General features: G+C 41.3%; 18 protein-coding genes. 5 read left to right on the top strand and 13 right to left on the bottom strand.

Translation table 11 applies throughout. The annotated features are described in order from the left end of the window. Positions 1-166: 166 nt before the first annotated feature. Positions 167-943 carry a class I SAM-dependent methyltransferase gene (locus ACQKL6_RS09580; RefSeq protein ID WP_427651012.1) on the top strand — a complete coding sequence of 259 codons (777 nt, stop codon included), beginning with the start codon at positions 167-169 and terminating at the stop codon, positions 941-943. A 117-nt stretch (positions 944-1,060) separates the two neighbouring features. On the opposite strand, the gene addA is transcribed toward ACQKL6_RS09580, so the two are convergent. From addA to ACQKL6_RS09560, 4 genes are all read right to left on the bottom strand, one after another. Beyond that, positions 1,061-4,798: a helicase-exonuclease AddAB subunit AddA gene (gene addA / locus ACQKL6_RS09575; protein WP_427651011.1), complete on the bottom strand. Its 3,738-nt coding sequence runs from the start codon at positions 4,796-4,798 to the stop codon at positions 1,061-1,063. Beyond that, a complete protein-coding gene (addB, locus tag ACQKL6_RS09570; RefSeq protein WP_427651010.1) occupies positions 4,795-8,289 on the bottom strand; it encodes a helicase-exonuclease AddAB subunit AddB in 3,495 nt (1,164 codons plus the stop codon). Before addB ends, addA begins: the two co-directional genes overlap by 4 nt. A 188-nt stretch (positions 8,290-8,477) precedes the next feature. Next, positions 8,478-9,041, bottom strand: a complete 564-nt coding sequence (lepB, locus tag ACQKL6_RS09565; protein WP_427651055.1) for a signal peptidase I — start codon at positions 9,039-9,041, stop codon at positions 8,478-8,480. Between the two features lie 33 nt (positions 9,042-9,074). Beyond that, on the bottom strand, positions 9,075-9,689 hold the full coding sequence (locus ACQKL6_RS09560) for a TVP38/TMEM64 family protein (RefSeq protein WP_427651009.1): 615 nt from the start codon (positions 9,687-9,689) through the stop codon (positions 9,075-9,077). 285 nt (positions 9,690-9,974) lie between these two features. Here ACQKL6_RS09560 and ACQKL6_RS09555 point away from each other — a divergent pair, with 285 nt between their 5' ends. Continuing rightward, positions 9,975-10,349 (top strand): hypothetical protein, encoded by a 375-nt coding sequence (locus ACQKL6_RS09555; protein ID WP_402955807.1) that lies wholly within the window; start codon positions 9,975-9,977, stop codon positions 10,347-10,349. Between the two features lie 57 nt (positions 10,350-10,406). Here the strand turns inward: ACQKL6_RS09555 and ACQKL6_RS09550 are convergent, their stop codons facing one another. Together ACQKL6_RS09550 and ACQKL6_RS09545 are read right to left on the bottom strand one after the other, a co-directional pair. Continuing rightward, a complete protein-coding gene (locus ACQKL6_RS09550) occupies positions 10,407-11,240 on the bottom strand; it encodes a methyl-accepting chemotaxis protein (RefSeq protein ID WP_402990103.1) in 834 nt (277 codons plus the stop codon). 182 nt (positions 11,241-11,422) lie between these two features. Next, positions 11,423-11,989 carry a competence protein ComK gene (locus ACQKL6_RS09545; protein WP_402867734.1) on the bottom strand — a complete coding sequence of 189 codons (567 nt, stop codon included), beginning with the start codon at positions 11,987-11,989 and terminating at the stop codon, positions 11,423-11,425. 286 nt (positions 11,990-12,275) lie between these two features. Here ACQKL6_RS09545 and ACQKL6_RS09540 point away from each other — a divergent pair, with 286 nt between their 5' ends. Beyond that, positions 12,276-12,512 carry an IDEAL domain-containing protein gene (locus tag ACQKL6_RS09540; RefSeq protein WP_402990109.1) on the top strand — a complete coding sequence of 79 codons (237 nt, stop codon included), beginning with the start codon at positions 12,276-12,278 and terminating at the stop codon, positions 12,510-12,512. Positions 12,513-12,574: 62 nt separating this feature from the next. On the opposite strand, the gene ACQKL6_RS09535 is transcribed toward ACQKL6_RS09540, so the two are convergent. After that, complete coding sequence (locus tag ACQKL6_RS09535) at positions 12,575-13,384, bottom strand: YitT family protein (protein ID WP_427651008.1); 810 nt, start codon at positions 13,382-13,384, stop codon at positions 12,575-12,577. 153 nt (positions 13,385-13,537) lie between these two features. Further along, positions 13,538-14,803, bottom strand: a complete 1,266-nt coding sequence (locus ACQKL6_RS09530; protein WP_427651007.1) for a M48 family metallopeptidase — start codon at positions 14,801-14,803, stop codon at positions 13,538-13,540. Between the two features lie 193 nt (positions 14,804-14,996). Here ACQKL6_RS09530 and ACQKL6_RS09525 point away from each other — a divergent pair, with 193 nt between their 5' ends. After that, positions 14,997-15,584, top strand: coding sequence for an SCO family protein (locus tag ACQKL6_RS09525; protein WP_427651006.1), 588 nt, complete (start codon positions 14,997-14,999; stop codon positions 15,582-15,584). Between the two features lie 103 nt (positions 15,585-15,687). Here the strand turns inward: ACQKL6_RS09525 and ACQKL6_RS09520 are convergent, their stop codons facing one another. The 4 genes from ACQKL6_RS09520 to ACQKL6_RS09505 all read right to left on the bottom strand — a co-directional run bounded on the left by ACQKL6_RS09520 (position 15,688) and on the right by ACQKL6_RS09505 (position 19,898). Continuing rightward, positions 15,688-16,215, bottom strand: a complete 528-nt coding sequence (locus ACQKL6_RS09520; protein ID WP_427592191.1) for an HD domain-containing protein — start codon at positions 16,213-16,215, stop codon at positions 15,688-15,690. A gap of 178 nt (positions 16,216-16,393) precedes the next feature. Then, on the bottom strand, positions 16,394-17,938 hold the full coding sequence (locus ACQKL6_RS09515; protein WP_427651005.1) for a fatty acid--CoA ligase family protein: 1,545 nt from the start codon (positions 17,936-17,938) through the stop codon (positions 16,394-16,396). A 184-nt stretch (positions 17,939-18,122) separates the two neighbouring features. After that, complete coding sequence (locus ACQKL6_RS09510) at positions 18,123-19,112, bottom strand: lipoate--protein ligase (RefSeq protein ID WP_427651004.1); 990 nt, start codon at positions 19,110-19,112, stop codon at positions 18,123-18,125. 51 nt (positions 19,113-19,163) lie between these two features. Then, positions 19,164-19,898, bottom strand: coding sequence for an MBL fold metallo-hydrolase (locus tag ACQKL6_RS09505; protein ID WP_402867727.1), 735 nt, complete (start codon positions 19,896-19,898; stop codon positions 19,164-19,166). A gap of 170 nt (positions 19,899-20,068) precedes the next feature. Between ACQKL6_RS09505 and yhfH the strand changes: the two genes are divergently transcribed. After that, positions 20,069-20,197: a protein YhfH gene (yhfH, locus tag ACQKL6_RS09500; RefSeq protein WP_402867726.1), complete on the top strand. Its 129-nt coding sequence runs from the start codon at positions 20,069-20,071 to the stop codon at positions 20,195-20,197. Here yhfH and ACQKL6_RS09495 read toward each other — a convergent pair. Then, the coding region (locus ACQKL6_RS09495; protein WP_427651056.1) for a hypothetical protein at positions 20,176-20,366 on the bottom strand (191 nt) is incomplete at its 5' end. The two genes, yhfH and ACQKL6_RS09495, sit on opposite strands and share 22 nt — an antisense overlap.

The following is a 20,366-nucleotide window of genomic DNA, read 5'->3' as shown; positions in this document are numbered from 1 at the left end:
GAGGAAGAAATGAAAGATGCATTTACTGCAAGTGGAGAAACACGCTTCAACGAAGGGTTAGCCTATGTCCATTGTGGCAATTAAATTTCATCATTAACTTTCATTTATTCTTTCATGTATAATTAGTTTACTAAATATATCCATATTGACAATGGGGGGAATTAACTTGAAAACACTTCAAAATAAGAAAGATAGCTGGAATGCAGATTTATACGATAAAAAGCATTCATTTGTTTCTGAGTATGGTCAGGACTTAGTAGATTTATTAGCACCAAAGCAAGGTGAAAAAATTCTTGACTTAGGCTGCGGGACGGGTGATTTAGCAAATGAATTATCTAATTTCGGTATTGATATCGTTGGTATAGATAACTCAGAAAATATGATTACTCAAGCAAGACACAAATACCCAAAAATAAAGTTCATGGTTCAAAATGCAGTAGAATTAGACTTCCATAGCGAATTTGATGCTGTATTCTCTAATGCAACTCTTCATTGGGTAAAACCACCAATCCAAGCCCTACAATGTATTTACCACAGCTTAAAAGCAGGGGGAAGATTTGTAGCTGAGTTCGGAGGAAAAGGAAACGTTCAAATCATAACGGATGAAATCATTCAACAAATCGAAAGAGAAGGTATAACGTTTAAAAAAGAAAAATTCCCGTGGTTTTATCCTAGTATTGCTGAATACGCAACTTTAATGGAAGAGGTAGGATTTAGAGTAACCTTTGCTCAACACTACGATAGGCCGACACAATTGGACGGAGATAAAGGGCTGAAAAATTGGATTGCTATGTTTGGTAATCATTTATTTGATGATGTTCCTGAACATAGGATAAAAGATATCATTACAAACGTTGAGAATAATTTAAAAGATACTTTGTATAAAGACGGAAATTGGGTAGCTGATTATAAAAGATTACGTGTAATTGGTGTAAAAAAATGAAGGAGGAAGGGAATCAATGGTTCCCTTCCTCCTTCATTTATGAAATTTAAATACCTACCTACGAAAACAGCCATTCAAAAAAAGGGGTGTCCCTCAGCTGCAGACCCCCCTTCTCTTTTACATTTCCAATAAGTGCGAGCCATCAAAGAAAAATAAATAACGGCTTGTCACTTTTTTATTCAAAATCCCTTCAACCGCTCTTGTGTAAAGTTCCAATTGCATACGGTAACGGTCGGCAAGAATGTCTTTCGCACCTTCATATCCACTAGCAAAACGTCCAGTTATCGCATCCGTTTTATAATCCAGCAGAACAAGGCCTTGTTCATCTTCAAAAATACAATCTATGACACCTTGGATCAAGACTTCCTCTTCACCCTTTTCCCAATCACTATAAGCCTCTTTAGCTGGAAGTGACATCGTGAACGGTACTTCACGTCGAATTGTCGGCGCCTTACGCAGCCTCTTTCCAATATCGCTTTCAAAGAAATCGATAATCGTTTCCGGATTCACGGCTTCTCTCTGTTCTTCAGTCAACAACTCGCGCTGGATCAAGTCAACGAGTAATCGCTCAATGGAAGGAATGGTGATGTCCGATGTCAAATCGATATGCTGCATGACTAGATGCGTAATCGTTCCCCTTTCAGCGGGTGTCAGAGATTTTTCTTGCATGAAGACAGGGCGTTTCGTTATCGGGCTCTTGAATTTACGCAATAACTCCGTAGAACTCTGCTCGTCCCTCAGCTCGTATTGACGCTTCAACTCTGAAACGGACTGCTTGGATCGATGCACAGTCGCCTCATGTTCCCCATACTCCCAGTTCAGTTGGTCCTTAACAGCAGCGACAAACTCAGATTCCAAGTCCACCTTTTCGGATTTCCGAACATGTTCCAGCAATTGCTCCTGTAAAATAGCTTCTTCCTCATCCAGAACGGTCAATTCCTCCATTGGAATGACAGAGATTGACCAATTTGACGGATGGGATTCCATTTCAAAACCAAACCCAGTAAAGCCCTGAAAATCACGATGACGCACAAGGGATGGACCAATCCAGTCGAGGTAACTTTTAGCTCCTGCCCGCGCATGGTCTTTCAGGAGCCATTCTCCATGCGTTGCTTGACTTATCCATTTTTGCTGTGTTTTTTCGGCATCACTTATGCTGGCAATCAGATGGAGCTTTTCCTTCGCCCTCGTCAACGCTACATAGAGAACACGCATTTCTTCGGCAATTAACTCTAACTGTTTCTTTTTCTTGAAAGCGAGCTGTGGGAGTGATGGGTACGTTATCCGTAACTCGGAATTGACATACTTCGCCGCAAATCCATAATCCTTATCCAATAAATACGGCTTCCGCAAATCCATCATATTGAATTGTCTCGAAAGGCCTGCAATGAATACAATCGGAAACTCCAATCCCTTTGAGGAATGGATCGTCATCAGGCGGACGACATCTTCCTGTTCACCTAAAGCCCGTGCCGCGCCTAAATCATCTCCACGCTCCTGCATTCTTTCGATGAAACGCAAGAAACGGAAGAGCCCACGGAATGAACTCGCTTCATATTGTCTGGCCCGATCATACAAGGCCCTTAAATTGGCCTGGCGCTGTTTACCGCCCGGCATTCCACCAGCAAAATCGTAAAATTGGGTTTCGCGGTACAAAAGCCAAATTAAATCCGACAACGCTTCCTGTCTAGCCAGTTTCCGCCACTTCACCAGCTTTTTATAAAAGGTAGAAGCTTTACGATATAGGTCCGGATGCTCATCCGGGTCACCCTTCCTATAGAAATCGGCTAGCGCCTCATAATACGTACCTGTGTGGTATAAACGAATTTGAGACATTTCCTCCTCATCCATTCCTACAATCGGAGAGCGGAGAACGGATGCCAATGGGATATCCTGCTGCGGATTATCTATTACTTTCAATAAAGAAATCATGATAGCAACTTCGGTAGCTTCAAAGTATCCAGAGGACAAGTTGGCATAGACAGGAATCCCTTGCTTCTTGAATTCCTCCATAATTTGCGGAGCCCATGGCATAGAACGAAGAAGAATGACCATATCACGGTATGTTGCAGAACGGTATTGCTTGGTTTTCGTATCATAGATTTGCTGTTTCTCGTTTATGGCCTGCTTTATGAGCCTCGCCATCATCCTAGCTTCCAGTTGCGCTTTTTCCAATTCCTCGGCTTCAAAACCTACCTCTGAATCCTCGTTATCCTGTCCGGCTTCACTTGTATCTGCTGCTCCATCAATTAAATGAAGTTCAATGGGATATTCCTTATCTTCGGGATATGGCGCACCTTTTTTCAATTGCGCATCCTCATCATAATCAATCTCACCGACAGTCAGCCCCATTAGTTGCTGAAACAAGAAATTCGTCCCATCAAGCACTTCTCTCCGGCTCCGGAAATTACGGTTTAGATCAATTCGCAATCCCGAATCAGTGCCATCATGGGTAAAGCGCGCATACTTTCCAAGGAACAAATTCGGTTCAGCAAGCCTGAAACGGTAAATCGATTGTTTAACATCGCCCACCATGAACAGATTTCCACTATATTCACCATCTGCCGTCACCAATCTTAAAATGGATTCCTGAACTAGATTCGTATCTTGATACTCATCGACAAGCACCTCTTTGAATTGATTCCGATATTCAATGGCGGCCTCTGACGGCGTGCGTTCCCCATCTATGGTTTCACCCGTCAAAATATCAAGGCAATAATGCTCCAAATCGGCAAAATCGACCAAGTTCTTTTCGGACTTTGCAGCAAAGAACCTTTGTTCAAACTGTTTTACGAGCATGATGAGTGTATCGACATACCCCTTCAATTCCCGGATATCACGTAAATAGCTTTCAGGCTTACGTGAAAAAAGCTCTTCTTGCAGAGATTTAATAATTTTCTTCGCTTTATCACGTTGCTTCGTGGCTTCATCCACAATTTCCTTATTAAAATCTTCTCCCGTACAACGCTTTGCCGTTCCAAACTTCACGTTTTGAATTTCTTCATAAAGAGCATTCCAGGAAGAATCTTTCACGCGGGCCAGTTTCGCGACCAAATCAAGATCGGCTAAATAGTTTTCTGCCCTTGGAGCAGGACCACCCGGAACCTTTGTCAATTCTAGAGATCGCTCCAACAAATCCTTTGCCGTATCCAACTGCAAACCAATATCGAATTGTAGGGACTCGATAAATGGAAGATCATCTATCCCTGCCCCTTCCGCCAGATCATACATCTGGGCTGCATGATTTAGCCATTGGTCGGGATCTGGATTCGAACGGGAGAAATCATACAATGACCGGACAATATTTTGCAGTGCATCATCGTTTCGATCGCTTGTAAAGGCATCGACCAATTTAAAGAATGCTTCATTGTCACCTTGGCCATATTGCTCCTCGAAAAGTTCTTCCATCACTTCATCGCGCAGAAGCTGCGCTTCCGTGGAATCGGCAATCCTGAATCCAGGATCAATATCCGTCAAATAGTAATATTTCCTGATCACTTCTAAACAGAAAGAATGAAGCGTGGAAATGGACGCACGGTTAATCAGGCTTAACTGTTTACGCAAATGCTGTGAATGGGGATTTTCATTGATTTCCTTTTCTAATGCTTCACTAACTCGATGGCGCATTTCGGCGGCCGATGCATTCGTGAAGGTCACCACCAATAGCTCATCCACATCGATGGGATTATCTTCCAATATGACCTTTTGGATAATCCGGTTTACAAGCACCGCTGTTTTCCCGGAGCCTGCAGCGGCGGCCACCAAAATATCCTGGTCTTTCGCCCAAATTGCTTTCCATTGTTCTTCTGTCCATGTCACGCCTTCAGGAATGGCGGGAATCATCGTTTTACTCATCTTTCACCCTCCCCCCTTAATAAATCGAGAACATCATTTTGCTTTTTCTGTGGCAAATTCCTAAATTGATTCTCTTCGAGCGACTGATCGAATTGGCAGACGGATTTGAATGAACAGAAAGTACATGGCGTTTTTTCTTTCATTTTATATGGGGTTATGCCAACATCCCCGTCGACCATTCGGTCACCTGACTCTTGATAGACCTTTCGAACATGCTGGTTAAGCAAGGAGAAGTCTTCACGGCTGGCCACTTTAGAGGCTGCTAAAAGAGAACCGTCTTTTTTAAATCCGGCAGGTATGACATCCGATTTACTGGAAGTATCTATATCAAGGGACGTGTCCATCATCTTGATTACGTTGGTTTGATCTAATACTAGGCCGTTCATTTTAAAACTCTTATAAATTTCTTCATCGATTTTATCCAAGCTAAGCATGCCTTTTGATTTCACGACCGGATTATGAACATGGAAATAAAGGACGCCGGCTGGAATCGCCTCTTTACCGATAAGCGATTGGGATTGTGAAACGACGATATCGAGATAGGTCAGCATTTGCAGGGCAAGCCCATGGTAGACTTCACTCATGTTCAATTCCTTTTCACTCGATTTATAATCAAGGATACGCAAATAGACGCCACCCTCATCCTCATCGGCCTTATCAACACGGTCTATCCGACCAATCAATTCCATTTTCGTCCCATTTTTCAAAGTGAACGTAAGTGGGGGCAGTTCTCCATTTTTTCCGAAGCCCAGTTCCAAACCGATTGGGGCAAACCCACTAACCTTGGCATGTTCACTCAAGACAATCGAAGCCCGGCCAATCACATGCTCCAGCTTTCTGCGCAAGTAATGATGGCGGTTCGTACTTAGCAGGATTTGATTCTGGAGCTTTGGTGCAAGCTGTTCCACCGCTTTCCTAGCCAACTCCAAACATTGCTCCTTGGTCAAAGAAGACCACGGGATATCATGCTCATTTAAATAATCCGAAATCATTTTTAACGCCCCATGGAACATCTCACCGATATCCGGTGCGTCCAAACGGAAAACCTGTCGTTCCCTTAGTTTCAAGCCATGTGCGGCATAATGGGAAAACGGGCAGCTATTGAACATTTCCATTCTCGATACACTAGTCAGAATGGTTTCGCCATATAATTGCTTACTCGTTTCCTCTGATAGTTTCATGGTTTTATTTTGGTAAAAAAGACTCGATAGCACCTTAGTGGCTGTCGGTCCAACCGTCTCGTCCTCCATGATGGAATTATAGACATCCCACCAAAGCGGATGGATTGGGTAGTTCCGTTTTTTCAACTGTAATTGCGCAGCCAGATAAGACAGGGCCACTTCTGAGTTCGCTGCATATTTCACCTGTTCCCCGGCAGGCAGATCAGATGGATCGTTCATATAAAAAGCCTCGTTCACATGAGGCAATACATCCCTCACTCGTTTTAAATAAGAGGACGGGAGAAGGGATTTTCCCTCTTCATCAGCGAGTGGATAAGATAAATAAAGGGATTCCGAAGGTGTAGTGAAGGCTTTATAGGCCGTGAATTCCTCATCCAAAAGACGCACTTTTGAACTTGGGGCAACATCAAGCCCGCTCGCCAAAAGCATGTCGCGGTCACTATCGGAAAACACTCCATCAGAAACGGCTTTTCCTGGTAAGACCCCTTCATTCAGGCCAATGACGAAAGCCGTCTTCACGTCATCCAATCGGGACAGGTCCAGATTAGCGACAAGGACTTGATCGATTGCCTGTGGCACTAAGGAAAATTCCAATGATTCCAGACCTGCTTCTATAATGATTGCAAACTGTTTCATCGAGATTTCCTCTTCACTTAACAGTTCCACGAATTGATCAAGCAAATCAACAACCGCATTCCACGATTGTTCATGTTCCCTGGCTGACACCAGATCGCCATCCTCTTCTGCTTCAAGCTTCATCTTTTCCAATTTTTCCGGTACATGCAATTCTTCCAAATACAAATAAAGGGCCTCGCATAATTCTCTTCCATTCGCCGACTTCTTCACCCGTTTTGATAGCTTAATGATGGGCTCTGTAAATAGGTGTTTCAGATCATTGAGCTCTTGCTCCAGTTGCATTTCCTTACTCGTCTGGGGACGGTCCTCAAGCTCCAATCCACGGAAGCGACGGTAGGTCCAACGATCTTTTGTGGTCCATCCAGCCCCTTTGATTCCCCTGGCAAGCACGTAGTTCTCAAGTTTGTCTACTTGTTCGCGCATTCTGTCATGACTTTGTTGCAGGGGAAATAGAAGTTCGGTCTTAATGGCACGAAAGACCGGTTCATAACGCCAGAACCCATTGATGATCTCAAGTGTTGACCGGATCAGCTCAATCAATGGGTGATTGAGCATCGTCCGTTTGGAATCGACGAAAAGCGGAATTTGATAGTCACGGAAGACCGTCTGGAGGATATCTTCGTACGCATCCCCATTTCGCATTAGAATCGCAATATCGCGAAAACGGCACTGACCTTGTCTGACAAGCGTCAGGATGTTCCGAGCCACCCCTTCAATCTCCGCTCTTCGGTTAACGGCCTGAGCAATCGTTACACCAGATGGCTGATCGTACTTTTGTGCGGGACGAAGCGCAAAATGTGTTTCAAGGTGTTTCAGCCCAGGATTTCGATTGAACTTCGCCGTGCTGTTCAGAATGTGGTCCTCTTCGATAAAGACCCCCGTTCTTTGTCCCGCTTGATAAAGTTGGTTATAGAGATTTCCCGTTTGCCTGAACAAATGCAGATCATCCGGCGCAAATTGCCTATAAGGCTGGTCGAGCGTCAATGCGATGGTCACACTCTTACATAGCTTCATCATTTCCTCCACGATCATTAATTCCTGTGGCGTCAGACTGTAAAAACCATCTATATAGATATCTGCATTTTTTATATACGAAGACTCTGCCATTTTTTCTATCAGTAAAGTGAAATAATCCTCTGAATCTAAATATTTTCCGATCATTTCATCCTCAAATGACTGATAAATGAGCTCAAGATCAGATAATTTATCTTGTACTCCACCACCACCCGGTGACTTTTCGTCCAAATACCTCCGAATATCACCCGGCTGGATGCAGTACTGCTTGAATTCGGCAAGCATCTGCTCCATCTGGGAGACGAATCCTTGCTTGTCCGCTGATCGGCGGAACATTTTCAATTCATCTTTTTTATCCTCCATGATTTTCCGTATCAACATATTAACGCCGACACTGTCCAAATGGATTCGGCTCATGCCACCTGTCTCCTGGAGAACTCGCCATGCAAGCCGGCTAAAGCTGAATACTTGCGTCCGAATCATCCCTTCGAGTCCCGGCGTCTTAATTAATTTATATTCTGATAAAAATGTCATCTGATCAGGAACCAGATAGATGATCGGATTCCCTTCAGGATTCTCCATTAGCCCGTTGCGGATTTCATCCAATACCTTCGATGTTTTACCTGTGCCCGACCTTCCAATTAAAAACCGGAGTGACATCTGTTTCCCCCCTTTTTATTTCAATATCTCTAGACCTATCATACCAGAAATACTGTCTATTTTTTGACACGATTCTTCTTCCAATTATGACTCTTTTCCCTATAGTTTACCGCTTTCTAACGACGAAAACCAACCATACGTTCGTATTCCGTTCAAAAAAAAGCCCTTCCTATAGAGGGCTCCCACAGTCATTCACCTATAAAATCCACATTAAAATCTTGTATTGGCCAATATCTTACATCGACTTTGCCTACTACCTTATCCATTGAAATATAACCTAGGTGCCTGCTATCTTCACTTTCGAGTCGATTATCACCCATAACGAAAAGCTTGCCATCAGGAACTATGGATTTGCCCGTCAATTCTTTCAATGTAAAATTACCCGTAAAATCCTGGCCCGGATATCCTACCTTTAAATGATCAAGGTATGGTTCAGGCACTTTCTTACCGTTTATGTAAAGCCAATCATCCTTATAACGAATATCGTCTCCTTGAACACCTATTACCCGTTTTACATAATTCTCCCCGACATGCGCATGGAAAACTATAATATCAAATCGATTGATATCGCTGATTTGGTATTTCACTTTATTTACAATGAGTTTATCGCCTTCACCCAGTGTAGGTTGCATGGACTCCCCTTCTACGGCATAGCTTGAAAAGAAAAAGGTACGGATCAAGATGTAAATGATAAAGGCTATCATGCCTGATTTTATCCAGTCGGATACTGAATGCTTTTTTGATTTTCTCAGATTCCCCAACCCCTACTAGTTGTATATTCTAAGTTATTTCCCTTCTTCTTTTTTCATGCTTTTATTTAGCCTTACTTCCAATCTTTTTCCGACAACCCAAAGGATGAAAATGATGATTCCGACAATCACGGTACGTAATGGTTTTTGAATCAATGATACAATATCGTATCCGACGAAACTGATCGTAAAGATCATCACTGCCTTTCCGCCGATTACCGCCAGCGCATATTGTAACGTGCTAACCTTCGAGAGCCCTGCAACGATATTAACGAGCGCAGATGGCGTGAAGGGGAAACAAAGCAAGAGAAACAATGGACTGAAACCATGGCTTTCCACCCAGTTCATCAATCTTTGCACCTGTTTATGTTTCTGAAGAAAACGGAAGAACCTCATCTGTCCGTATCGTCTAAAAACAAAAAAGACCAGAAACGCACCACCTACCGCCCCAATCCAAGAAAATAAAAATCCCCACCATAGGCCAAAAGCTGTAGCATTGGCCACCACAAACACAAATAAAGGTAAAAAAGGCAAAAACGCTTCTAACATCGGCAGTAAAATTCCTGGAATCGGGCCGAATGAACGATATTGCTGAATAAGCCCTGATATATGTTCAAGAGTAATCCACTCAAATATAGTATACAAATTCATGACAATCTCCCTTGGCTTGCTTTCTATCAAGCAGCATCACATAATAAAACCGTTCTAATTTAGATATAACACTTTCCTCTTAAATTGCAAGAATAATTACCCATCTATCATCATACTTTCCCTAACTCAGGAAATCATAATCTTATTAACGAAAATTTCACGTGATTGACAAAAGCGCTTGCATATCAAATCCACTTAAGTTAGGATATTAAAAAGAACATACGTTCTATAAATTATCCGACATACATAAAATAAGAGAACGTTAATTAGAAAGGGGCGGTCATGATGACCCGTATTCCAGAGGCTGACCGAAATATGATTGAAAAAGCCATCTACCTTCCCATGGTGATTACAATCTTAAACCGGGATCTCAAGGTCATCGAATCAAGTCCGTTTAAATTAAAAAGGCCCTATTCAAAACTTATTGAGCGTGCTCTAAAGTCAGTCCAGGAGGATCTCGTCGAGGTTCGTCGCTATTTGCGCAAGGGGAATATCAAGGTAAGCAAATTAAACGGCGACGAATCATTCACGATGTATTGCTTTTTATATAAAGGGTATGAAGAGCATCATAACTATTTCAATCCCCGCCTTCGTAATAAAACGGAAGAGATTCTGTGTTATTACTTTTTTGAAAGGGTGCATAAACCTGAAAAAATTTAACACCCCTGCTTTTTTCGGTGAACAAATAAAAAGCCAACAAAAGCTGTTGACTTCCTCTTATAACTTATCGGTAAATTGATTGAGCTCATCAGACATCTTTTTGATTTCTTCTACAAAAGTTGAAATTTCCTGAATGGAAGCAGCCTGCTCTTGACCCACGGAAGCGATTCGATTAATCGAGGTCCCCATCAGTTTGGTCACTTCTTGGATTTGCACGAGTTTTTCACGAATCAATTCCGTGGATGCGACAGTTTCTTTAGAAAACTTCCTGATTTCCTTAGCCACCACTTCAAACCCTTTGCCTTTTTCACCAGCTCGCGCGGCCTCTATGGCGGCATTTAATCCCAATAAATTGGTTTGGGTCGCCACCCTTTTAATCATTGACAAGATCTCATCCGTATTTTTAACGTCCTCTTCGGCTTTTTCGGAAGATGTAAGAAGTTGGTTGGAAACATCCGCTAAGGTATAGGATCCCTTTGCAATATCCGTAATCCGCTCATTGGCCTGGCTCAGCGATACAGAAATTTGATCCGCAATCGTTCTTAATTCACTTTGCCTGCGTAACTGGATAGCTATGCCACCGATGACTTGATTATTTTTATCATGTAGGGGCACGGCCGTTCCAGTAAACTCGAAACCATAAAAATCAGCTGGTACATCAGCCCTTAATGGTTTATCCTCACTCAATGCCACGGCGAGGGGTTCTTCTGGATTTAACGACTGCCCTTTTTGGATATGCATATTTATACTTTCACCTGGAAAATAAGCAATGAATTTCTCTAAATCACATATGGCAATCGACAAATCAGAAGGCACAGCAGCTTTAATTATAGGTACCATATTTACTAAACTTTCTAGCGATTCGACTTTTCCGTACATTCTGTTAAACATTGCTGTAACACTCCATCCTTATTCTAAGGCTAAATATTACCAAAGATTCCCCCTTTAGTAAATATTTTTTCACCCCCTATTCTTTATCATGAATCGAAGGAGGTCCTCCTCCCCTTTGAAAATAACCTAAATAAAGACATTGCCTCCACTAGAGAAACAACGCCTTTTCCTGAACACACTGATTATTTTAGCAATGGATATTTCGATGTCATTTCGGAAGCTTTAAGACCATCCGTTTCGGTAAATAAGTAAAAGGATTTCCTTTTTGTTTCCTCGATCCTTTGAATCAATTTGGATTTCAAAAAGGAGGTCCGGTGCAGCTGATTTTCAAATGAACTGCTTGATACATCTATGTCGAATGTTTTCCTGTTCCTGAATGTGACGGTGGTCTGCTTGGAATTTAGTCGGACAAAGGAGACTACATGTTCATGTGCTAACCAGGTGCATTGGGGGCGCAAGGGAGATGTAGTCGGAAAGAAGAAAATGGAACTGGTTGGATCGATTGCTATTGGTGCCTTATGGGTGATATTTATGAGTTGTTTTGTACCATCTTTCCTTCCACCATAGCTGGAGCCAAAGTACTCACAGCTTTTCTTGATTATATCCAAAGGCTTGAATGGGGAAATGAACTCATCTTCCAATTCAATGATCCGGGAGTAAATTTTACTTCCATAATTAATGGGCATGACCATAAGTGTATACGGGGTGATTTCATATTCCTCGATTAATCCCTGAGTACTTTCATTCAAATTACATCCACCTCTACCTCATTTATTTTTGGAATATCAACTTTGCAAAAAAGGATGATGACTTCCACATGAAAGATTTATCCGAAAACTTGTTAAATTCTCCACTATAATAGCATAAATAATACAGGTAACATTTAAGTTCACAAAAAATTAAGAATTCTTTGAGTAGCCGTGTTACCTCGTCATTTTAACGACACATTTATATTTTTTCTAATTATTTTAAATTTTCTGTTGATTTTACATCCTCAAATCCATATACTAATAAAAAGGGTCAGGGGTGGTTACTTTGAAAAATGATAAATCATATTCAGAGTCAGTGAAGTCTTTATCCATGAGTGAAGTTAAAAATGATGCTGCCGTTCAGGAAATGTTAATCGATATGATTATAATGGAATCCATTCTCACTACTAAAAAAAATATCCTGGCAAAAGAAATCGATCATGCTCTAGATACTAAAGACAAACCTCTATTCCTAAAACTGAGTAATGAAATGAATACTCTATTGAAACAATTTGGAAATTAAGCAGCCATGTGAAATATAAAGTCAAAAAAGCCTCCCTTATATGGGGGGCTTTTATCCGTTTATCATTCTTTATGAAACATTCCCATGACTTCAGTCGTTTCCGTGATATTAACGAAGGCATCCGGATCCACTTCTTTGATCATCGCCTTCACATCGGTTAACTGATAGCGTGTAATGACCGTCATCATCACTTTGCTCTGCTCACCCGAATAGGCACCTTGCCCGTCCATGACCGTAATGCCACGGTATAAATTAGTAAGTAGCCGATCCTTCATCTCATCACCTTTTTTTGTGACGATCATTAACGTCAATTTAATATGATTGGAATGGATCGTATCGATCACTTTGCCTGCCGCGTAAATCGAAATCAATGTGTATAATGCCGCATCCCATCCAAACTTGAATCCAGAAGCAATCACCACAACCGCATTCATCCCTGATAGCAATGTCCCAAGCGGGAAGTCCCTCTTCTTAGCCAGGAGCATGGCAATGATATCAAATCCTCCCGATGACCCTGAAGCACGAAAGATAATGCCGATGCCAACGCCCGAAATGACTCCCCCGAACAAAGAAGATAATATCGGCTCCGTCGAAACGCCATGAATCGGTATAACATACAAACTCACCGATATCACGACAACTGATAATATCGTATAAGTGATAAAACGTCTCCCCAACTTTAAATAGCCCACAATGAGTAGCGGAAGGTTCAATATAAAATTCAATATCCCTGTATTGATTGGGGTGATGATTCCTAACATGATCGCAATTCCACTGAGTCCGCTGCTCAAAATTAAATGGGGAATCAAGAATAAATTATAGGCTAAGGCAACAAGCACTGATCCTAACGTGATTAAAATTATATTATACATAGCTGGTCTCCTTAAAAACGCACTGGGAATTTTCATTTATTATAGTAGAGAACGGTAAATTTATAAAATGATAGTTTTTTCTGAAAATAAACTCAGAATTTTCCTTTTTCCTGAAGTTAGGCAAGAAAAAAAGCCAGCCTGTTAAGCTAGCTTTCAATCACCCGTTGTTTCCTCATTTTCTATCGTAGATATTCTTTCAAGCATCGTGGGATGTGAATAACGAAGCCATTTTACCAGGAGCGGAGGGTTCACCTGGCTAAGCCCTGACCTCGTAAGTTCCTGGAATGAAGTGATGGCAGCCTCATGGTCTTCTGTCATTTCAATCGCATACCGGTCCGCTCTCGTTTCCTGGTAACGGGATACATAGTTCGATAGCGGGCTGGAAACAAACAGCAGTACAGAGATAATCAAGAGAAAAAGAGGCAATGAAGCGATTCGATCAACGGATCGTACCTTAAGTAAATGGCCCCATCGCCTTATGACGTAGTTCATGATTTTTGCTGTCAGCCATAGACCCACCAATGTCATGCCGATATATCCTGCTATCCCGATATAAATATCCTTCTCCACATAATGAGCCATTTCATGTGCCATGATGAACAAGATTTCATCTTCGTCCAGCCTGTTTAATGTGGTATCCCAAAGAACGATCCTGGAGTTCGAACCTATTCCCGTTACATAGGCGTTGAGAGCATTTGTTTTTTCTGCCATATTCACTTCGTATACATGTTCTGCGGGAATATCTGCTCGCTTTGCAAGCGCTAAGATTTCAGTTTCCAACTCTTTATTTTTCAGTGGATAAAAATCATTATACAAAGGGTCGATTAATACCGGTTGAACAAACATGAGAAATAAGGTAAAGGGAATGGATAGTAACCAGGCATAAAGCCACCATTTCTTTGCACTTTTTTTCATCAGCCAATATAGCACGGAAACGATGATGAACATCGTACCGAAATTTACCCAAAAATCGATGATATCGTCTTTCATCCATGAAGAAAAACTCTGAGTGCTTATATGATACCGTCTACTCATCTGATAGCCCATGAAGCTGATTGGAAACAACGCTACATAGGAAATCAATGAGAGCCAAAATAGATATATGGTCGTTTGAATTCCTTTTCGTTTAGAAATCGTGGTAGCCGATTTTTCAAAACCCCTTGAAAGTCCAAATAAAAGTATGAAAAAATACATTAGCCATTCATAGGGAGTCGCAACAAAAAAGATGAAGTTTCGCAGCCCGGAATACTCCTCACTAAGTTGAAGCTCCCTGGCGCTTAGAAATTCTGCAGGATCGGCCGCCGTACCGCGCAATGCCTGAGGGATTGCCGTATCTGCACCATAGAATATATACCAAAACATAACGGCTACAAAAAGGATATATATAAGAATTGCTCTTCCAGCCCATTTCCTTACCATGAAGCCCCTCCTTTAAAACAATCGTGCCTTTTTTATAGTTTAATCCAAAATGGACAGGTTAGAACCGTATTTCCAATCCCTTTGATAAATAATTGTCCATAAATGTTCATGATTACACCCAATTTCATTCCTTCTATAGGAATTTCATCCTGTATAGTGAAGATAGAATATCAGACTTGAGGTGGAAGATACGATGAAAAAGATTTATATTATTTTCACTACATTATTGGTCATTGGAATTGGATCGGGCATCTACTATTTTACAGAGTACCGCCCGGCAAAAATGGCGTTTCCCGAAGAAATTACGATGAATACCCATAACGGGGGTACATACAGCTTCTCCAATTTAAAGCCCAAAGTTCGCCTATTAGAATTCATATACCTTGATTGTCCAGATTTATGCCCAAACACCACCTATCAAATGCAAAAAATTCGGGATGAACTTGTGAAGCAAGATATTTTTGGGAAAGAAGTGGAGTTTTTGACCGTTACGTTTAATCCGGAAATGGATACCATAGATAAAATACAATCATATGCCCAAGCGTTTGAAATGAACAAAACGGAAGGGTGGGAGTTCTTACGGGGGACACCCGAGGATACGAAAAAACTCACGGATCAATTCGATTTTCTTTTTCGGGATTCGGGAACCGGGGGGTTCGTTCATAGTACGGCCACTTATTTACTAGATGCAAATAATCGTGTTGTTGAAGTTTTCGGCATGGGGGAATATGATTTTGATAAAGATGAGGTATATCAAGCCATTATGAAGGAAGTCGAATAAGATCATCCCACTCAAAAGAAAGATGAAAATGCCGATGACTCCGAATACTCGAATCATCATAAACTTATTTCCTGTAATAGAAAAAGCTATCATCCGTCGATACTTAGGATGATAGCTTTTTCCTTTCCTCTTCATCAATGAGTGTGTCTAATTGAATGATGCTTTCTTTTGCACGCAGGAAATCAATTTTTCGGTAATGGTGTTTTCCGCCTTCTTCTTCATCTTTCTCATCGGCCCATTTGACGACCTGCTGAAGTGGCGTTCGAGTTATATCATTTGAAGGTAAAAATGAATCGGTGTGAAATAGGATCGCGAGGGAAATGGTCTTGGCTTTAATCGGGTTTTCTCCAAGCCGGATTAACAACTTATGGGCTCTCTCAGCCCCTTTGATTGGATGGATGTCGTTCTGTTTATACAGGTCATAGTCCCATTTTCCATTGCTGTACCATGTGAAGTGGCCCATATCATGCAGAAGTCCGGCCTTTGCGGCGATATCAGGATCTACATTGTATTCTTTTGCCATATGAAATGCATGATAGGATACGGCTATCGCATGGGCCATCCCTGAACGGTTCAGGTATTTTTGAGCAATGGGGTGGGTGAAAATATCTAAAAGTTTTACATCTCTCATTCTTCCTCTTCTCCTTTCATCTAGGGAAATTTTTAATAACCATAATATCTCTTTTGAAAAAAATAAGCAAGATAAAGGCTCATTTCATATAATTTATGCTTTTACTAGTCAAATCGGCTGTACAAAAAAGAAGACAATAGCACATAAGGCCATTGTCTCCTATCTAATTAGGTATCATTCATACTTGGGTTACATGGGCTTTTAAGCTACGACGCAAAATCTTGCCTGTCGTATTTTTCGGGAGCTCGTCTATAAACTCGATTTTGGCCGGAACTTTATACTTGGCTAAATGCTCTAAACAATAAGCAAGTAATTCTTCCTCGATCAACGCGTCATTTTTCTTCACTACAAAGCATTGGACGACTTCGCCCTGATTCGGATCTGGAACACCTATCGCTGCCGCTTCCACGACTTCGGGATGGGCATACAGAACCTCTTCTACTTCACGAGGGTAAACATTATATCCACCGACAATAATGAGTTCCTTTTTACGGTCCACAATGAAAAAGTAGCCTTCTTCATCCATACGGGCTAAGTCTCCGGTATAAAGCCAGCCATCTTTTAAAACGGCAGCCGATTCCTCAGGCATTTTATAATACCCCTTCATTACGTTCGGCCCTCTGACAATTAATTCGCCAACTTCATTGACCCCTACTTCTTCTCCCAATTCATTCACGACTTTATTTTCGACATTGACTATATTGGTCCCAATCGAGCCTGCTTTCCTTGGGCGATCCAAGGGGTTGAAGCAGGTTACGGGAGAAGCTTCGGATAAACCATACCCTTCTGAAATATTCACATTGAATTTTTTCTCGAAGGATTCAAGAAGGGATACAGGCAAAGCCGAGCCTCCCGAAATGCAAAAACGTAATGATTCAAGTTCTTCAGCCGTACCATCAGGATATTGAAGCAGGAAATTATACATGGTAGGAACACCAGCAAAGACCGTCGCCTCATATTTTTTGATTAGCCTGAAAATTTCCTTTGGACTGAATTGTGGAACGATTAACAGTGTGCCCCCGCTTAATAATGGGGCATTCACGACGACAGTCAGGCTGAATACATGAAACATGGGCAACGTTGTCACCACACGGTCATCTTCCGTAATGTTTAAGTACTCACCCGTATCGTGTGCATTCGAGTAGATATTCTTATGGGAAAGCATGGCTCCTTTTGGTTTTCCAGTAGTACCCGATGTGTATAGAATAATGGCTGTGTCTTCCGGATCTAAATCGGGTCCTTTGAACTGGACATCCCCTGATGCTATCATCTGTGTAAACGATTTCATTTTAGGGTAAATGCTAAGTTTACTCATCTCGCCATTATCTGGTTGCGTTTCACAAATGACGTAATTCTCAACACTTGAAAGAATCGGATTCAACTTCTCCAGTAATGGTGAAAGCTTGTCTAAAGCCACCACTACCTTGACATCACCGTTATTCAATATATACCCGATTTCATCTGGCGAATAGATTGGATTAACAGGTATGACAGTGGCCCCTGTTCGTAGTGCGCCATACATCGAAATAATGAAATGTGGAGAATTGCCGAGAAGCAAGGCAATATTATCACCTTTTGAGACACCAAGCTTATGTAGTTCGTCTGCAAACTTTGATACGGCCGCATCCAGTTCTCTATATGAAGTGGATTGATCCATAAAGTAATAAGCTGGCTTATCAGCCTTTATTAAAGCTGTTTGATGAAGCTGTTCAGATAAATTCATCGTTCTCCCTCCCCCTGTGTACATAGCATGAATGAGCAGTCATTCATTTTTAACGCAAACTAAATACATTTTTATTATAGTAAAAGAAAGAACCAACATCAACAATTTTATCCATTTTTAAGCAATTATTGTCATAAATAGACACAAAAGCCGTCTCCATTTACGAGGACAGCTTTTGTAATCATTAAAAGATGAGTGCTAAAATTTCTTCTTTTGTTACATTGCCAAAATAATGGTGGACATCCATTTCATCTAAAATACGATTAATCGATTCCTTTTCATACCGGACGCCGATCAGTTTTTGCTCGATATCCGTAACTTCCCCCACTCCGAAAAAGTCACCATAAATTTTGCAGTTCCTAATGATTCCCTTGCTCACTTCTAGACGGATATCCACCGATCCAACGGGGAATCTATGAGAATTCTGCACATTGAATTTAGGGGACTTCCCGTAGTTCCATTCCCAGTTTTGATATCTTTCTTTTGAGATCTCGTGGATTCTTTTCCAGTCGTCCTCTGTTAGAACGTACTCCGGAATGACTTCACTATCTTCAAAAATATTCTTCAAAAGGAAAGAACGGAATTCTTCCACTGACATCGGTTCTTTAAGAAAGTCGGCAATATTTCCAACCCGGCTCCTAATCGATTTAATGCCCTTGGACTCAATTTTATCTTTCCTCACCTTCAAGGCCGAAACGATGTGGTCCATTTCCGAATTAAACAGCAAGGTACCGTGACTGAACATCCTGCCTTTCGTTGAAAACATCGCATTACCGGAAATTTTCTTTCCTTCGGCGAGGATATCATTACGTCCGCTTAGTTCAGCATGTATTCCCAGTTTTTCGAGCGTCTGAACGACCGGCTCAGTGAATTTTTTGAAATTATGAAAGCTGTCCCCATCATCTTTCGTGATGAAGCTGAAATTAAGATTCCCCAAATCATGATAAACAGCCCCTCCCCCTGAAAGTCGGCGGACAACGGTAATCCCGTTTTCTTCAACATAATCCGAATTGATTTCCTCTATCGTATTTTGGTTCCTCCCGATAATGATGGACGGACGGTTTATGTAGAATAAAAGAAAAGTTTCATCAATATTCAAGTGTTTGAGCGCATATTCTTCAATAGCTAAATTAATCTGTGGATCTGTAATCCCTTTATTATCAATAAAAAGCAACGTAGCTCCCCCTTGTCGGCGTTCTTCATCCATTTGTTCGTTCAAATATTTTTATAATTGAAATTCAAGATTGCTTTTGGCTATTGCAATTTCCCGTTTAAAAACCTCGGAAGCCTCTTTTTTGAGTTGGTTGAGGTCTCCATAATGTGGGAGGTGGGTCAACAACAAAAGTTGGGCGTCGGCCTTATCGGCGAGCATTCCCGCTTCCCTTGCCGTCATATGACCAGCCTTTGTGCCGTCCATGTTGCTGTAAAAATTACTTTCACACAATAAAACATTGGCGTCCTTCGCAAATTCAGCCAATTCATCCATATAGGCACTATCCCCCGTATAAACAAGGGCATGATCTTCAGCTTCGATTCTCATGGCAAAGCATGGCACAGGATGTTTCGTCTTCATAAAAGTAAAAGTGCACGGTCCAATCGTTAAAGGTTCATCAGTGGAATAGGCCACTCCATTTGTAATATCCTTATATGTTAACTTTTCGAATTCCGTAGTATCCAAATCATGGCCATATATAGGAATGGTCCTTTTCTCACTGCCCAAGATTTGCTGTATTAGTGCCGCATGCTGTAAGACACCAATATCCGCTACATGATCTGGGTGATAATGTGATAGCACGACCGCATCAAGTTCTTCAGGTTTCATGTGATTTTGTAGCTGCGATAAAACACCGCTTCCACAATCGAGCAGAATGCGAAAATCTTCATATTCAAGCAAATAGCCGGAACTTGCCTCATTTTTAGCTGGGTAGCCGCCCCAGCAGCCAATTACGGTGATTTTCATCTTTGGCACTCCTTTATTCTCTCATGACTTCCCCATAAATATAAACTATTCTCCCCCTCATTTCATCTTTTTCACATATGTTATAAAACATTCATTGACATTATCATGCTGTTATAATACAATAAATCTATAGAAATCAGATTAATAAAAAAATTCAGGAGATGATGTTCATGATTCAAAGTAGCGTAGAGTTCTTTAGAAACTTACCTCCAAAGCAGTGTGTGGATTGTGGAAAGAAAATTGAAGAACAGCACGAATGTTACGGAAACCAATGTGATCATTGCCTTACTGGAGAATGAGAGTTTAAGTGTTTTACCATCCAGTAGGATGATCCATATAGGGTTACACCAACTGACCTATCCCCAGATAAAAAGGGGCTGTCTAATAAGTCCCTAAAATAAAACAGGTGGAGAAAAACGAGTTGTTTTTCTCCACCTGTTTTTCTATTTCTATAATAATTTACTGAAA

The sequence above is a fragment of the Peribacillus sp. NPDC097197 genome (genome assembly GCF_050278025.1).
GTDB lineage: Bacteria > Bacillota > Bacilli > Bacillales > DSM-1321 > Peribacillus.
The sequence above is the reverse complement of the archived record's forward strand: the minus strand, read 5'-3'. Positions and strand labels throughout refer to the sequence as shown.

Bases quoted from the DNA above. Each gene is read 5' to 3' on its own strand.
- ACQKL6_RS09555 (WP_402955807.1), top strand. From the start codon at position 9,975: ATGACCCGTATTCCAGAGGCTGACCGAAATATGATTGAAAAAGCCATC.
- ACQKL6_RS09515 (WP_427651005.1), bottom strand. From the start codon at position 17,938: ATGAATTTATCTGAACAGCTTCATCAAACAGCTTTAATAAAGGCTGAT.
- ACQKL6_RS09530 (WP_427651007.1), bottom strand. From the start codon at position 14,803: ATGGTAAGGAAATGGGCTGGAAGAGCAATTCTTATATATATCCTTTTT.
- ACQKL6_RS09535 (WP_427651008.1), bottom strand. From the start codon at position 13,384: ATGTATAATATAATTTTAATCACGTTAGGATCAGTGCTTGTTGCCTTA.
- ACQKL6_RS09550 (WP_402990103.1), bottom strand. From the start codon at position 11,240: ATGTTTAACAGAATGTACGGAAAAGTCGAATCGCTAGAAAGTTTAGTA.
- ACQKL6_RS09505 (WP_402867727.1), bottom strand. From the start codon at position 19,898: ATGAAAATCACCGTAATTGGCTGCTGGGGCGGCTACCCAGCTAAAAAT.
- addA (WP_427651011.1), bottom strand. From the start codon at position 4,798: ATGAGTAAAACGATGATTCCCGCCATTCCTGAAGGCGTGACATGGACA.
- yhfH (WP_402867726.1), top strand. From the start codon at position 20,069: ATGATTCAAAGTAGCGTAGAGTTCTTTAGAAACTTACCTCCAAAGCAG.
- ACQKL6_RS09520 (WP_427592191.1), bottom strand. From the start codon at position 16,215: ATGAGAGATGTAAAACTTTTAGATATTTTCACCCACCCCATTGCTCAA.
- ACQKL6_RS09525 (WP_427651006.1), top strand. From the start codon at position 14,997: ATGAAAAAGATTTATATTATTTTCACTACATTATTGGTCATTGGAATT.
- addB (WP_427651010.1), bottom strand. From the start codon at position 8,289: ATGTCACTCCGGTTTTTAATTGGAAGGTCGGGCACAGGTAAAACATCG.
- ACQKL6_RS09560 (WP_427651009.1), bottom strand. From the start codon at position 9,689: ATGAATTTGTATACTATATTTGAGTGGATTACTCTTGAACATATATCA.